The sequence below is a fragment of the Streptomyces sp. NPDC048295 genome, from assembly GCF_040652135.1.
Classification (GTDB): domain Bacteria; phylum Actinomycetota; class Actinomycetes; order Streptomycetales; family Streptomycetaceae; genus Streptomyces.
In genome coordinates this window covers 23,026-37,013 of the sequence record NZ_JBEZLL010000023.1, presented here as the reverse complement: position 1 = coordinate 37,013, position 13,988 = coordinate 23,026, and the positions used below count along the sequence as shown (strand labels likewise).

At 69.2% G+C, this 13,988-nt stretch carries 10 protein-coding genes and 1 pseudogene; 4 read left to right on the top strand and 7 right to left on the bottom strand.

Going from position 1 to position 13,988, the window contains the following annotated elements; genetic code table 11:
- The first annotated feature begins 242 nt into the window (after nt 1-242).
- The gene (gene murJ, locus AB0D53_RS29095; protein ID WP_362451935.1) at nt 243-1,904 is read left to right on the top strand and encodes a murein biosynthesis integral membrane protein MurJ; all 1,662 of its coding nucleotides are present in this window, start codon (nt 243-245) and stop codon (nt 1,902-1,904) included.
- Nucleotides 1,905-2,108: 204 nt separating this feature from the next.
- Here the strand turns inward: murJ and AB0D53_RS29090 are convergent, their stop codons facing one another.
- Together AB0D53_RS29090 and AB0D53_RS29085 are read right to left on the bottom strand one after the other, a co-directional pair.
- On the bottom strand, nt 2,109-3,185 hold the full coding sequence (locus AB0D53_RS29090; protein WP_362451934.1) for a LuxR C-terminal-related transcriptional regulator: 1,077 nt from the start codon (nt 3,183-3,185) through the stop codon (nt 2,109-2,111).
- A gap of 563 nt (nt 3,186-3,748) precedes the next feature.
- Nucleotides 3,749-6,436 carry an AAA family ATPase gene (locus AB0D53_RS29085; RefSeq protein WP_362451933.1) on the bottom strand — a complete coding sequence of 896 codons (2,688 nt, stop codon included), beginning with the start codon at nt 6,434-6,436 and terminating at the stop codon, nt 3,749-3,751.
- 364 nt (nt 6,437-6,800) lie between these two features.
- On the opposite strand from AB0D53_RS29085, the gene AB0D53_RS29080 reads away from it, so the two are divergent.
- Nucleotides 6,801-7,415, top strand: coding sequence for a TetR/AcrR family transcriptional regulator (locus AB0D53_RS29080; protein ID WP_362451932.1), 615 nt, complete (start codon nt 6,801-6,803; stop codon nt 7,413-7,415).
- A gap of 17 nt (nt 7,416-7,432) precedes the next feature.
- Here the strand turns inward: AB0D53_RS29080 and AB0D53_RS29075 are convergent, their stop codons facing one another.
- The 5 genes and pseudogenes from AB0D53_RS29075 to AB0D53_RS29055 all read right to left on the bottom strand — a co-directional run.
- Nucleotides 7,433-7,702: a PqqD family protein gene (locus tag AB0D53_RS29075; RefSeq protein ID WP_362451930.1), complete on the bottom strand. Its 270-nt coding sequence runs from the start codon at nt 7,700-7,702 to the stop codon at nt 7,433-7,435.
- A 389-nt stretch (nt 7,703-8,091) separates the two neighbouring features.
- A complete protein-coding gene (locus tag AB0D53_RS29070) occupies nt 8,092-8,859 on the bottom strand; it encodes an alpha/beta fold hydrolase (protein WP_362451929.1) in 768 nt (255 codons plus the stop codon).
- A gap of 82 nt (nt 8,860-8,941) precedes the next feature.
- Nucleotides 8,942-9,157: an acyl-CoA carboxylase epsilon subunit gene (locus tag AB0D53_RS29065; RefSeq protein ID WP_329819932.1), complete on the bottom strand. Its 216-nt coding sequence runs from the start codon at nt 9,155-9,157 to the stop codon at nt 8,942-8,944.
- A 113-nt stretch (nt 9,158-9,270) separates the two neighbouring features.
- Complete coding sequence (locus AB0D53_RS29060) at nt 9,271-10,881, bottom strand: acyl-CoA carboxylase subunit beta (protein ID WP_362451928.1); 1,611 nt, start codon at nt 10,879-10,881, stop codon at nt 9,271-9,273.
- 239 nt (nt 10,882-11,120) lie between these two features.
- A pseudogene (locus tag AB0D53_RS29055) lies at nt 11,121-11,225 on the bottom strand (IS5/IS1182 family transposase); the annotation flags it as partial.
- A gap of 891 nt (nt 11,226-12,116) precedes the next feature.
- Between AB0D53_RS29055 and AB0D53_RS29050 the strand changes: the two are divergent.
- Both AB0D53_RS29050 and AB0D53_RS29045 read left to right on the top strand, forming a co-directional pair.
- A complete protein-coding gene (locus AB0D53_RS29050) occupies nt 12,117-12,983 on the top strand; it encodes an ACP S-malonyltransferase (RefSeq protein WP_362452093.1) in 867 nt (288 codons plus the stop codon).
- A 118-nt stretch (nt 12,984-13,101) separates the two neighbouring features.
- Nucleotides 13,102-13,965 carry a TIM barrel protein gene (locus AB0D53_RS29045; protein ID WP_362451927.1) on the top strand — a complete coding sequence of 288 codons (864 nt, stop codon included), beginning with the start codon at nt 13,102-13,104 and terminating at the stop codon, nt 13,963-13,965.
- Nucleotides 13,966-13,988: the final 23 nt, after the last annotated feature.

The window sequence follows — 13,988 nt, the reverse complement described above, 5'->3', positions numbered from 1 at the left end:
CACCTCAGCACAGCGGACACCGATCGGCCTCACGCGTCGCCCGGCGCTGCCACGGACCGTCGTCCTGTGCCGTACACGGCGCGGGGTACCCTCCCTGCTGACCCCGACGACCGCCGTTCGCTCCGCGGGGGCCGGCACCGTCGGCCGGATCGTCGAGACGCTCGAGGAGTGGGGAGACATCGGTGGGCGGGAACCGTGAGCAGCATGTTGTACCGGGTGTTCCGGGCGCATCCGGCCCGCCGGTGACCACCGCCGAAGCGACCACCACGACGGTCGCGGACCATGGATCCCGCTCGGTGCTGCGCAACGGCGCCGTGATGGCGGCCGGCTCCGTGGTGTCCCGGGCGACCGGCTTCATACGCTCAGCAGTCGTGGTCGCCGCACTCGGCACCGGGCTCCAGGCCGACGGGTACAACGTCGCCAACACCGTGCCCAACATCCTCTACACCCTGCTCATCGGGGGTGCGCTCAACGCAGTCTTCGTCCCCGAACTGGTGCGCGCGGCGAAGGACCACGCCGACGGCGGGGCCGCGTACACCGACCGGCTGCTCACCGTCTGTGCCATCGGTCTCCTGGCCCTCGCCGGGCTCACGGTCCTCGCCGCCCCGTGGATCGTCTCGGTATACGCCCCCGGCTATCACGGCGCACAGGCGGAACTGACCGTCGCCCTGGCCCGGTACTGCCTGCCGCAGATCCTCTTCTACGGACTGTTCACCCTCCTCGGGCAAGTGCTGAACGCCCGGGGCCGGTTCGGCGCGATGATGTGGACTCCGGTCCTCAACAACGTGGTGGTCATCGGTGTGTTTGGGCTCCATCTGTACATCGCGGCGGGCTCCGAAGGCACGCTGACCACGGATCAGGCCCGGCTGCTCGGCTGGGGCACGACGGCCGGCATCGTCATCCAGACGCTCGCCCTGTTGCCCGCGCTGCGCACTGCGGAATTCCGCTGGCGGCCCCGGTTCGACTGGCGGGGCAGCGGCCTCACCCGGCCGCTGCGCGCGGCCGGGTGGCTGGTCGCGCTCGTGCTGACCAACCAGTTCGCCTACTGGGTGGTGACCCGGCTCTCCACCACCGTCGGCCAGCGCGCCGATGACATGGGACTGGCGGGCGGCGCCGGCTACACCGCGTACAGCTACGCCAATCAGCTGTGGCTGGTCCCGCACGGCATCGTGACCGTCTCGCTCGTCACCGCGCTGATGCCCCGGATGAGCCGGATGGCGGCCGACAACGACCTCCCGGGCCTGCGGCGCGATGTCTCGTACGCCCTGCGCACCTCGGCTGCGGTCGTGTTGCCCGCGGTGGCCCTGCTGTTCGCGCTGGCACCGTGGGTGATGGGAGCGGTGTACGGGTACGGGCGCACGGACGACGCGGACATCGCCGTGATGGCGGGCATGATGATGGCGTTCGCGCCCGGGCTCGTCGCCTACTCGGGGCAGTACGTGCTCTCCCGGGCGTTCTACGCGATGAGCGACACCCGCACGCCGTTCTTCCTCAACCTCGTGATCGCGGCGCTCAACGCCGGTCTCTCGCTCGCCGCTTGTCTCCTGCTGCCGGTCCGCTGGGCCGTGACGGGGATGGCGGGTGCCTACTCCGTCGCGCTGTTCGCGGGCTTCGCCGCCACCGGGTACGTGCTGCACCGCAGGGTCGGTGGCAGCGGCGGCGCGGCCTCACCGCTGCGCTCGCCCACGCTGTGGGCGCAGTTCCGGCTGGCGGTGGCGGCCGTGCCTGCCGGTCTGCTCGGGTACCTGGCCGCCCGGGCCTGCTCGGGGTCCGGGGACTACGCGGCGGTCGGCGTGGGCACCCTCGTGCTGCTGCTCACGGTGGCGCTGCTGGCGCGACCGCTCCGGCTGCAGGAGATCAGCGCCGTGCTCACGGCGGGGCGAGCGCGGCTGCGGCGGACCTGAACCCAGCGACGGCGGGGACCGAGGCCGCACTCCGGTCGTGTGCGGCATCGGTCCGGACGGAGCTCCTGCGGGTGGCCGGTGGACCCTACGGCCGGTTTCGGGCAGGTGTACCTGCAGGGGAAGGGTATTCGTCTTTCACGGATATGTTTATCCGTATCGCGGCGATGTATCCCGGATCAGCTGTCTTTCTGTCCGGGCAACGGTTCAGGATTCCTCCGTACCGCTGTGAGCCGAGAGACTGGAAAAGGGGTCGCCGACAAGTCCGGCCCGCATGAGATTGACGCCTGCCTGAAATCTGCTGGTGGCTTTGATTTCATCCATTATTTCGGCGACATGGCGTCGACAGGTTCGGACCGATATCCCGAGCCGACGGGCGACCATTTCGTCCTTGTGGCCCAGGGCCATGAGCTGCACGATCGACATCTTGAGATCGTCGAACGAGTGGGAAAGGTCTTTGGTGCCGGGCCTGAACGGGGTTGCGGTGTTCCATAGATTCTCAAAAGCGCCGCAGGTGAACGCGACCATCACGGGATCGTCGATTGTCACTGCTTCGGTTATTCGGGCGGGTGGGGTCCAGAACGAGGAATCCGGCAGGATCATCGCCCTACGGTCGTAGGCGACGAGCGGGTCGATGAGTTCGGCGCTGGTACGGATCTCCGCGCCGTGGTCCGTCAGTTCGCGGACCAGTGACCGGGTGACCAGGTCGCCACGGGCCGCGTGCTGGTAGATCAGCCTGGCGTGCACACCGCGATCGAGCAGGCGCAGTATGGTCGTGCGGGCGGCGGGGAACGCGTGGCAGGGCCGGGTGCCACTGGGGAGCACGACCATCAGCTCCTGGTGACACCCGGTGCTCATGTCGGCGATCAGTGCCTGAAGGGCCGCCGCGCCGGGGTCGGGGCACTCGTGCGACGGCGGAGCATCCCGCCGGTGGGGCCGTGGCCCGGAGGAATCGGAGGGGTGCGGCTGCGGGCGGGGTTGCCTGCGGGAGTCGGGGGGGCGTCGGTCACCGATCCGGCCGCCGAGCGCCCGTGCCAGCAGGGCAACGGTCTCCTCGGAATCCGTCGGCGGGACGAGATCCGAGCCGGCGGGGGAGGGCTGCATCAGTCCGAGGAGGCGCAGGACCCGTTCGGCGCCCACGGACTCCTCGGGGCTGAGGCTCAGTACCTCGGCGACGTCCTCGCGTCGGACCTGACTTCTTTCCGCGGCGAATTCATGCGTCGATGTGCCGAGTTCCAGTGGTGAGTATTCCCCTGTGGATTTGGATTCTTCGGCTGCCGACATTCTTCATTGCCCCCTTGTGCCCGCGAGTCTTTGGGCGCCAACTCTAAAGCATCCGGATTTCGTGAGGCGATGCCGAGTGCATTCATTCACGAATGATGCGGTTCTGCGTCGAGTGAGGGGAAAGCGTGCGAAGAAATTACAGAAATGTTGATGAGGCGGCCGCCCCGCTGGTACCCGGCGGTCCGGTTGGATTGCCTCTCCGGTGCGAAAGACTCTTGTGGCAGTAATTAGCAATATTCAGCATCTGGTCGACCATGAGCGTAACCGGAGGCATCGCGTTGAGGTGAACGTTTACTCAATTTATACTCGCCACTTACTATTCCTTTACTCTGGTGGGTGTGCCTGCCATCCGGTCCGTTTTGGCTAGCCGGGGCGGGGTATGTTGTTTAATTCGCAAAAGCTTTTCTGCGTCCCGCTGCGGTCATGTGTGCGTCATGGAGCGGCGGAGCCCATGGGCTTTCCCGCTCATCCGTGGGCCCGGGCCCACGCACCACATCGACCGCGCCCGCCGGCGGTTGCTCGGCGGACGCGGTCGATGCGGAGTGGGTCCGGCCGCCCGGCGCTCAGACGGCCTCGGCTGTGGACACAGTGAGCTGGAGGTCCACCGGCAGGTCCTGGCGACGGGTGATACTGAGCTTGCGGTAGACGCGCGTGAGGTGCTGCTCGACGGTGCTCACGGTGATGTGCAGGCGCAGCGAGATCTCCCGGTTGCTGTAGCCGCTCGCGGCGAGCGTGGCCACCCGGCGTTCGGAGTCGCTGAGCTTCGTGTCGGTGTCCGAACGGAACTGCGGCTGCGAGGTGGGCGGCTGTCGCATCCGGTCGTCGGGCTCCATCGCGGGGGAGATCTCGGCACACAGCGCCTCGGCCCCGCATTCCCAGGCCAGATTCCAGGCCCTGTGGATCACCGCCTCCGCGCGGACCGGCTCGGCGGCGGCCCGTAGCGAGCGCCCGAGGTCGGCGAGGGAGCGTGCGAGTTCCACGCGGTCGCCGGAACGGCTCAGCTCGTCCACCGACTGGTTGAGCAGGGAGAGCTGCTGCCGGCGTTCGGCCGTGACCGCACGAAGCCGCAGGGTGATGCCGCGCACCCACGGTCTTCGGGCATCCGGATCCGCCAGCTGCTGCTCGACGAGTGTCTGCGCCCGATCGGTTTCACCGAGGCGGAAGAGCGCCTCGGCCGCGTCCGTCCGCCAGGGCAGCATCGAGGGGCTGTCCACGCCCCAGCTCTTGGCGAGACGGCCGGCTTCGAGGAAGTCGCCCAGGGCGGAGTCGAGCTGATGGGCCGCCATCAGGTAGAGCCCGCGGGCGCGCAGATAGGCCAGACCGTGAATGGTCTTGAACAGGGTGTCGGAAACCGGCTGATGGAGGTGCCGCGCCACGGCGGCGTGGTCGCCCATCAGGGTGCGTGCCCTGATCAACGTGGCCGTCGGAGCGCCGACGAACGCACTGCTGCTCTGTTCGGGAAGGCAGTCGAGCGCTCTGCGGGCGTACTCCTCGGCGGCGTGCAGATCGCTCAGGCGCAGCAGCACCGTCGCGAGCAGGGAGGAGAACTGGGACTGCCAGGCCGGGGCGTTCTGCCGTTCCGCCTCGGCGATCAGCTCGCGGCAGCACTGGGCGGCGCGCTCCGGATGCCCGGAATAGGTCAGGACCCGCAGCGCCCGTACGACCGGCTCCAGCGTCTCGTCCGTGAGGACCGTGGTCCGCAGGAACCGTTGAGCGGCCGTCTCCGCGTCCGCCCGGCTGTCGTCCCGGCCGCTCCGCTCCTCGGCGCGGGTGGATGCCGCTTTCGGTACTTCGTTCGAAGCGGTTCCGTATCCGGCCCTGCGGCGGTTGTCCTGGGCTCCGCCGGAGTCCCGGAGAATGATCGATCTGACCTCCGCGGCTTCGGCGATCCGCCCCTGACCGGCAAGGAGTTCTGCCAGCGGGGCCATGCGCTCGGACGCGAGTCGGCCGGAGCGCAGGACTTCCAGAGGTGCCGAAAGGTGCTTCTCCGCCCTGCCGGGATTGACCCGCCAGGTGATGGCCGCGAGCCGGGTCTTGATGTCGGCCCGCTGCTGTTCGTCCTGGCTGAACTCGTGGGCGAGCTCCAGTGCGTCGGTTGCGCGGGCGCCCTCGTTGTTTCGCAGCAGCTGCTCGGCGGCTTCGCGCAGGACGTCCACGGCCCACGGGGTGGTGGCGAGGGATCCGCCGCGTTGGGCTGTGGTGAGGAGGTGGCCGGCGACGGTGGTGAGGGATCCCCCTTCCTGGTGCAGCAGTCCGGCGGTACGCAGATGCAGGTCGGCCAGCACTTCGGTGGGGATCTGGTCCAGCACGGCGGATTCGGTGCAGGGGTGCGGGAAGCCGTGCCCGTCGAGGATGCCGGAGGCCTGGAGCGAGGCGACCGACTGCGCGGCCGTGAAGGCGGGAATGGACAGGAGCCGGCCGGCCCGCTCCGGCGTGTAGGAGTCGCCCAGCACGGTGAGCGCCGCACCGAGGTCCAGGGCGTGCTGCCCGCTGCGGCGCAGACAGGTGAGCACGGCCTGGCCGAAGAGGCCGCCGGGCTCGGGACGGAAGGGGCCGGCACCGCACGGCGCGGACCGGTGCTCCTCCAGCAGGGCGCGCAGCAGCAGGGGATTGCCGCCGCTGATCGCGTGCAGCTCGCCGGCGAGGCCCTCGCGCGGCGTGGGCGTGGCCGAACCGGCCGTGACCTGTCCGGATCCCTCGGGAGTCAGCCGGTGCAACCGGATGCGCCGCACATGACGGCTGCGCAGCAGCTCCGTGCTGAAAGCGGCGTCCCGGCCGTCCTGGTGCACCGGTGTGGTGAGTACCAGCAGCATCCTGGTGGAGCGTCCGTGCCGGACGATGTGCTGGAGATAGCACAGGGAGGCGCTGTCGGCGTGGTGCACATCGTCGACGGAGATGACGAGCGGGATCGAGGCGCTGAGCCGCTCCAGTGCCGTCTGGAATTCGCGGACGGCACTGACCTGTGGCTGACCGTCGGCCGCCGCGGAGACCTCGGGGAGGGATCCGGCGGGGGCGTCGCCGGCCAACTGCCGCATCACCCCGAGCGGAAGGTCCCGCTCGGCCAGGGATCCGAACGCCCGCAAGGTCAGGACGCCGTCGGAATCGGCCCACTCGTCGAGGGTGTCGACGAGCACGCTCTTGCCGCATCCTGCGGCCCCCTCGATCAGGACGATGCGAGCCGGTCCGGCCGTGCAGTCCGTGAGGGCGGCGCGCAGGGCCTCGACTTCCGTCTCGCGTTCGATCAATGTCACAGAAGTCTCCCCCATGCCTCACACTGCAACTTTTGTGTTCCTTTTGGGTAGAAACCCTGGTGGAACAGTGTGTGGCGTATGTAGAACGCGTGTGCGTACGCCACACGCCAATGAGTGTGGCGCACGCATGGCTGATTCTCTAGTGGTCACAAGCTGCACGGGCGGGGGTGCGGGAGGGGCCCGAGTGATGTCCCGTCATCCGCTCGGCAGGGTTCGCGGGGCAGCCCTTAGAGTGGGGCAACGCTCAGTCGCCGCGAGGGGTTTGCGGTCGACCCCGGCCATGGCCGCTCCGCCGGTGAAGTGGGACGGAGCCGGGCGGGCGGGAGTCTAAGATGCCCGGACGGCTTCGAGACGAGGGGGTGCTGTGGGTCACCGTGAGGATCTGCTGCAGGGTGCCAAGCGTTGCCTGCTGGAGAAAGGATTCGCGCGCACGAGCGCGCGGGACGTGGTGGCGGCGTCGGGGACCAACCTGGCGTCGATCGGTTACCACTACGGCTCCAAGGACGCCCTGTTGGTCGAGGCCTACGTCCAGGCGATGCAGGAGTGGGGCGAGGAGTTCGAGCCCGGCACGGCGATCGGTGCCGACCTGGAATCCGCCTCCTCGATGATCGAGCGCTTCGAGATGGTCTGGAACCGCATCATCGAGATCTTCCCCGCGCGCAAGTCCTTGTGGGCGCTGAGCGTGGAGGTCGCCGTGCATGCGGAAGACCTTCCGCAGATGCGTGAGGGGCTGTCCAGGGCGCAGCCGTTCGGCTGGTCGGCGCTGGTGGCCCTGTTCCACGGTGTGGACGAGAGCGAGGTCGACGAGCAGATGGCCGGCACGCTCGGCCGCTTCTACGCCGCATTGCTCAACGGTGTGATGTCCCTCTGGCTCTTCTCGCCCGACACCGCACCCTCCGGGCGGGACCTGGCCGAAGCGATGCGAGCCATTCTGGTGCTCCATGGGGGTGCCACGGCGGGCGCGGGCCCGGCTGTCTGAACCGGGGCGGTGGCGGGTCAGGGCTCCTCGCGCACCAGCCCGGCGTCCCGCAGTTCGCTCACCCAGATGTCCATGTCGGACCGGGTGTTCTCCGGATCCGTACACCACAGCTCGGCCAGCATCTCGGCCGCCGGGCCGAGCTGTCCGTCGTGCTGGCGCAGCGCGATCCACATGGCGGCCCCGACCGGGCTGCACCGGAAGCTGGCGCCCCCCGTCCCGGTGAGGAGTTCGAGCGACCCGTCCTCCGCCACGCGTGAGGTGACACCGTGCTCAGGCCGTACCGGCACTCTTGCCTCCGTACTCGACAGCCGCTCGCTGACGGCCAACCACGAGAGAAGGCGTGACCGCGTACGTGAGGCGGGTGGTGGCGTCGGTTCGCGCAACTCTGCGGGCGCCGGCCGGGACTGTCTGCGTGCCGGCGGCAGAGAGCGGGCGGGCCCGGTGCCGATTTAGACGTTAGTCTAGTACGGTCGTTTAGATTCTGGTGTGGGTATCGGGAACTCTGTCCGGAATCCATCGTCCTGTGGGCCAGGGCCGTGGCAGCGCGCCCCCGCGGCGAACTCCACGGCGCTGATACGCCCGTGCCGGACGGCTTCGCCCTCGGTGCGGGCAGGTATCACTCCGTGCGCTGCGGTCACCGGGTGCGCGAGAACGTGTGCCCGGTGACCGCAGTGGCTCAGGAGATGGTGGACCGTGCTCCGAGCCGGCCGCGGATGAGGTCTAGGATCGCCGGGACGTGTTGGTCCAGAAAGAAGTGCCCGCCCGGGAACACCCTCAGGTCGAACGGGCCGGTGGTGTGGTCGCGCCAGGAATCCGCCTCGTCCACGGTCACCTGCGGATCGTCGTCGCCGACGAGCGCGACGACCGGTGAGGCGAGCGGCGGACCCGGGCGGTAGCGGTAGGTCTCCGCCGCCTTGTAGTCGCTGCGGACCGCCGGGAGGATCATCCGCAGGATCTCCGGGTCGCCGAGCACCGCGGAATCCGTACCGCTCAACCGGCCGATGTCGGCGATGAGCTGGTCGTCGTTTGCCAGGTGCACCGTCTCGTCCCGGACCCGCGACGGTGCCCGCCGGCCGGAGGCGTAGACGCACTCGGGGCGTGTTCCTGCAGCCTCCAGCCTGCGGGCCACCTCGAAGGCGAGTGTGGCCCCCATGCTGTGCCCGAACAGTGTCAACGGCACATCGCCCCAGGGCGCCAGCTCCTCGACGGCCTTGTCGGCCAGCGTCTCTATGTCCTCGATGCATGGCTCGTTCCTGCGGTCCTGGCGGCCCGGGTACTGGATCGCCAGGACGTCCATCGCCGGTGACAGCGCTCGCGAGACCGAGAAGTAATAGGTGGCCGAACCACCGGCATGCGGGAAGCAGACCAGTCGGCTGCGGGCTTCCGGCGCCGGGTGGAACCGCCGGATCCAGGCCCCGGTCTCGCGGGAGTCGTCCGTCTTCACTGCTCTACATCCTTCTGTCGGGTGGCCGATGGGTGGGGGAACGGGCAGGGGGGCTTACTGGCGCCGGGCGTGGCCGGCCGTCTCACCTGGCGGCCCAACTGCCCGGCGGACGGTAGTGGACCGGCGCGGTCCAGCGCGGTGCGGCGGCAGTGGGCCGGTCCTCCGTACCCGCTGTCGAAGCCCGGCGCAGGCTCATCAGTGCGGCGGTCACGGCGGCTATCTCCGCCACGGAGGGTTCGCCGCTCACGAAACGCAGCGTCGGCCCGTCCGGTGCGGGCCTCCGGGCTGTCGGGGGCAGGTGGAGAGGTGCTGTCATCCGTTCCTCACTCCAGTCATGGCGGTCGGCACGATAGTGCGGGACGAACCCGGCCGGTGGCTTCCGCCCGGTGCGACGCGGGGCCCGTGGCCGGATCAGGTGGGGGGATTGCCGTGCTTGCGTTCCGGGACACGGGCGTCCTTGGTCCGCAGCATCGCCAGCGAACGCACCAGCACCGCACGGGTCTCCGCGGGATCGATCACGTCGTCGACCAGGCCGCGTTCCGCCGCGTAGTAGGGGTGCATCAGCTCCTGCTGGTACTCCTTGATCCGTTGCTCGCGGGCGGTCTCCGGGTCCGGTGCCGCGGCGATCTCCCGCCGGAAGACGATGTTGGCCGCGCCTTCCGCACCCATCACCGCGATCTCGTTCGTCGGCCAGGCGAAGGACAGATCGGCCCCGATGGAGCGGGAGTCCATCACGATGTACGCGCCGCCGTACGCCTTGCGCAGGATCACCTGGATCCGTGGCACGGTGGCGTCGCAGTAGGCGTACAGGAGCTTCGCTCCGTGCCGGATGATGCCGCGGTGTTCCTGATCCGTGCCGGGCAGGAAGCCCGGCACGTCGACCAGGGTGACCAGCGGAATGCTGAACGCGTCGCAGGTCTGTACGAACCGCGCCGCCTTCTCCGACGCATGGATGTCCAGGACACCTGCCTGCGAGGACGGCTGGTTCGCGACGATGCCCACGGTGTGGCCGTCCAGGCGCGCCAGCGCGCAGATGATGTTGGTGGCCCATTCCGCGTGCACCTCGAAGAAGTCCTCGTCGTCGACGATCTCGCGGATCACGGCCCGCATGTCGTACGAACGGTTCGGATGCTGCGGCACCAGGTCGAGCAGGCCCGTACAACGCCGGTCGGGCGGGTCGTCGGTCGCGACGGCCGGCGGCAGCTCCCGGTTGTTGGAGGGCAGCAGCGACAACAGGTGCCGGACTTCCTCCAGGCACTCCGCCTCGTCGTCGTGGATGAAGCCCGCCGCCCCCGAGACCGTCGCGTGCACCTCGGCTCCGCCGAGCTCGTCGTGGGTGACCCGCTCGTTGGTGACGGCCTGCACCACGTCGGGCCCGGTGATGTACATCTGGGAGATGTCCCGCACCATGAAGACGAAATCGGTCAGTGCCGGTGAGTAGGTGGCACCACCCGCACAGGGTCCGAGAATGACGCTGATCTGCGGGATCACCCCGGACGCCTGCACATTGCGCCGGAAGATACCGCCATATCCGGCCAGCGCGGTCACACCCTCCTGGATCCGCGCCCCGGCGCCGTCGCTGAGCCCCACCAGCGGCGCTCCCGCCGCGATGGCCAGGTCCATCACCTTGTGGATCTTCTGCGCGTGGGCCTCGCCCAACGAGCCGCCGAAGACCCGGAAGTCGTGCGCGTACGCGAAGACGGTCCTGCCGCCGACCTGCCCCCAGCCGGTGATCACCCCGTCCCCGGCGGGCCGCCGGCTCTCCAGACCGAAACCGGTGGAGCGATGCCTGCGCAGCGGCTCCGTCTCCTGGAACGTTCCCGCGTCGAAGAGCAGCTCCAGCCGCTCCGGTGCCGTCAGCTTTCCCCGGGCGTGCTGTTGTTGTGTCGATCGTGGTCCGAGCCCCTCACGTGCGGCGCGCTTGAGTTCCTGCGCCTGCGCCACCAGGGAACGGATGTCCGGCCGAGGTGACGCGGCGGGCCCCGCGTCGCCGTCCGACGAGGCGTCCTGAATCACGGTCATGGTTCCACCCATCCATGGGCCGGCGGTGCGCGATGACTTCGGCCACCAGCGCCGGAATACGGGAAACTGCGAAACTTCCCTCATTGAAGCCGCGAAAGGGTGCGTGCCGCCTCCCCTAAGTTGCGCGGGCCACCCCTAATGCGTGTGGCAGATGGCTGGGGCCGGGCAGGTGAGGCCGGGTCATGTGTTCTTGTGGAACACGCGGTCAGGGCGTGGTTGTGGAGTGTGGTGACGGCTTGGACCGCGTGGTTGAGGCCGTTGCCGGGCTGTCGGCAGTCGCGGAGGAACTTGTAGTGCTTCATGCGGGCGAAGGCCTGTTCCACGCGGGCCCGTACGCGTCGGTGCTATGCGTTGTCCGTTTCCCGGCCGGGGCAGGAGGGCGTCCGGGTAACCACGGCCGTCCAACGTTTCAAACCCAACGGCTCAGCCCGTAACACCCCACTGATACAGGAGAAATACCCACCCCGCAGGCTTCTGCGACCCGCTTGAAGGGCTGTCCCGCAATCCCCGGAGGGCGTGCGGCGAAACCCACTTCCCCGAGCTCTCTCGGCTGCGCTCGAACAGGGAGGCCCCACTCCTCGCCGCGTTGTCGGAACGCCCGAATACATCCAGTGGCCGGGAGCGGGACGGGCAGTGGCGGGACGCGGAACGACCGGCGTGTCCTCGACGTGATCGGGTGGAGAACAAGGACCGGAGCGGCCCGATGGGTGGTGCCCCGGGACGAGGCGGCCGGCCGTCGGCCCGGATCGCCGCGAACGGCACAAGGCCGTGGAGCGCCGATCCGGCCGCCCGAAGCGGTGGCGTGCCGTCGCGCCCCGTGACGACGGGGCCGAAGAGCCGTGCCGCCGTCCGCGGGCGGGCCGCAGCTCCGTCCGGGCCGCCTCCCCGCCTCCGCACCACGTGGCCGCAACCGTCCGGGCGAACCCTTAGGGGCTCTACGGGGGACTGCGAAGTGGATGCGAAGTCCCTTTCCGGAAAGGGCGCATGAGGGATCCGCACCACGGGCCGTGGCCACTGTCAACGGACTTGGAACCCGCAACCTTAGGGGTTTTGGCATTGCCGCGGCAGACCTCAGCCTGGGTGCCGAACAGGACGGACTCGGAGTACCGAAGGGTTTGCCGTTCCCGTACGACGCGCTGAAGGGCAGGAACACCATGACGAATGACATCCGTACCGCCGGAGCCCTCGTCCTTCCTGGCATGAGCCCCACGCGTTTCCAGGACTCGGCCAAATTCATGCTCGTCAACCCTGTGGCCCGCCGCCTGGTCGCCCAGGCCGACGACGTGCTCGGCTACCCGCTCCTGGACCGCTACCGGCGGGCCGAGGGCGACTACAGCGAATACGCGCAGGTCGCCTTCCTCGTCAACTGCCTGGCGCTCGCCGAGTGGGCCCGGGACCGGTTCGACCCGGAGCCCACGCTCTGTGTGGGCCCCAGTTTCGGCGGGAAGACAGCGGCGGCTTACACCGGCGTCCTGGACTTCGCCGAAGCGGTCCGGCTGACCGCCGGCTGGGCCCGGCTGCTGGAGGAATGGTTCGCCGAGCACCACCGCGACGTGGTCACCCACTCCTTCACCCGCGTCCCGCGTGCGGAACTGGACCAGGTGCTCGCCGAACTCGACGCACAGGACGAGTGGTACGAGATCTCGTGCCACGTCGACGACGACTTCTACATGGTCTCGCTCCGCTCCGCCGTGCTCGAAGGGCTCGACAAACGGCTGCGCTCCGTCGGGGGCCTTCCCCTCTACACGATGCATCCGCCCATGCACGCGAGCGTCTTCGGCCCGCTCCGGGAGCGGGCCGAAGCCGAACTGTTCGACGGACTGACCTTCCGCGACCCGCGGATCCCGGTCGTCGCCGACCAGGACGGCACCCTTCTGACCAAGGGCGACGAGGTGCGCACCATGCTTCTGGACGGCATCGTCCGCCCGGTCCGCTGGCCCGATGTCGTCGCGGCGCTTCGCCGGAACGGTGTGGGAAAGCTGTACGTCTCCGGATCCGACAGTCTCTTCGGCCGGGTCCCCGTCACGACCCGGAACTTCGAAGTCGTCGCCGTGGACCCGAGATCGGCACTCCAGCCCGTCCGCAGGAGCTTCGCCGCCTGACCGCGGCACCGACTTCCCGCACCACCAAGGGTTTCCGGTGGGACGCGCCTCAGGCCGGCGCCGCGTCCCGGTGACCGGCACACGGACCGGCCGCGGATTTCGGATCGAGAGGCATCCCATGACCCTTCTGAACAGGACCGACCTGAGTTTCAGCTACCTGCAGCTGACCGGCTCGGCCTGGCAGGAGCCGGTACGCCACACCCTGGAGGAGCGGTTCGCCGCGCTGGCCGAGCACGGCTGCACCTCGATGGGGATGAGCGTCGAGGAGCTGGAGAAGTACCTGGCCGAGCACTCCGCGGACAAGCTGCGCGGTCTGATGACCGAGTACGGGGTGCGCCTGCACGAGCTGGAGGTCCTCTTCGGCTGGAACGCCGGAGGGGAGGAGGCCGAAGCCGCCCGCGCCGGTGAGGCCCACGTCTTCGAGCTCGCCGAGGCGGCGGGCATCACGACGGTCAAGTCCTGCGCGGTCTACCCGCCCGGGGTCGAGATGCCGCCGACCGAGGTCCTCGTCGAGCGCTTCGCCGCCATGTGCGACCGCGCCGCTGAGCACGGGCTGACGATCTCCCTCGAAGCGATGGCCGTCATGCCCGGCTTCACCTACCAGGTCGCGTCCGATGTCATCGCCGGCGCCGGCCGCCCCAACTCCGGCCTGCTGATCGACATGTGGCACCTGTTCCGTGACCCGACCGGACTCGGTGCGATCGAGCAGCTCACCGCTGCGCAGATCGCGGCCGTGGAGTTCAGCGACGGCTGCGGCACCCCGTCCTCCGATGTGATGCACGAGGTGCTGAACGCCCGGCTGCTGCCCGGCGACGGCGACTTCGACATCACCGGACTACTGCGCACGCTCGACGCCAAGGGCGTCGACCTCACCCCTTCGGTGGAGGTTCTCTCGACCGATCTGCGCGCACTGCCGCTGAGCGAGAACGTCGGCCGCACCCTCGCCGCCGTCCGCCAGTCCCTGGAGAAGGCCCGCGGCTGACCGGGTCCTTCAGCCGACACCGA

Coding starts and splice junctions, on each gene's coding strand:
- AB0D53_RS29090 (WP_362451934.1), bottom strand. CDS start 3,185: ATGTCGGCAGCCGAAGAATCCAAATCCACAGGGGAATACTCACCACTG.
- AB0D53_RS29060 (WP_362451928.1), bottom strand. CDS start 10,881: ATGACCGTGATTCAGGACGCCTCGTCGGACGGCGACGCGGGGCCCGCC.
- AB0D53_RS29050 (WP_362452093.1), top strand. CDS start 12,117: ATGCTCGTCAACCCTGTGGCCCGCCGCCTGGTCGCCCAGGCCGACGAC.
- AB0D53_RS29045 (WP_362451927.1), top strand. CDS start 13,102: ATGACCCTTCTGAACAGGACCGACCTGAGTTTCAGCTACCTGCAGCTG.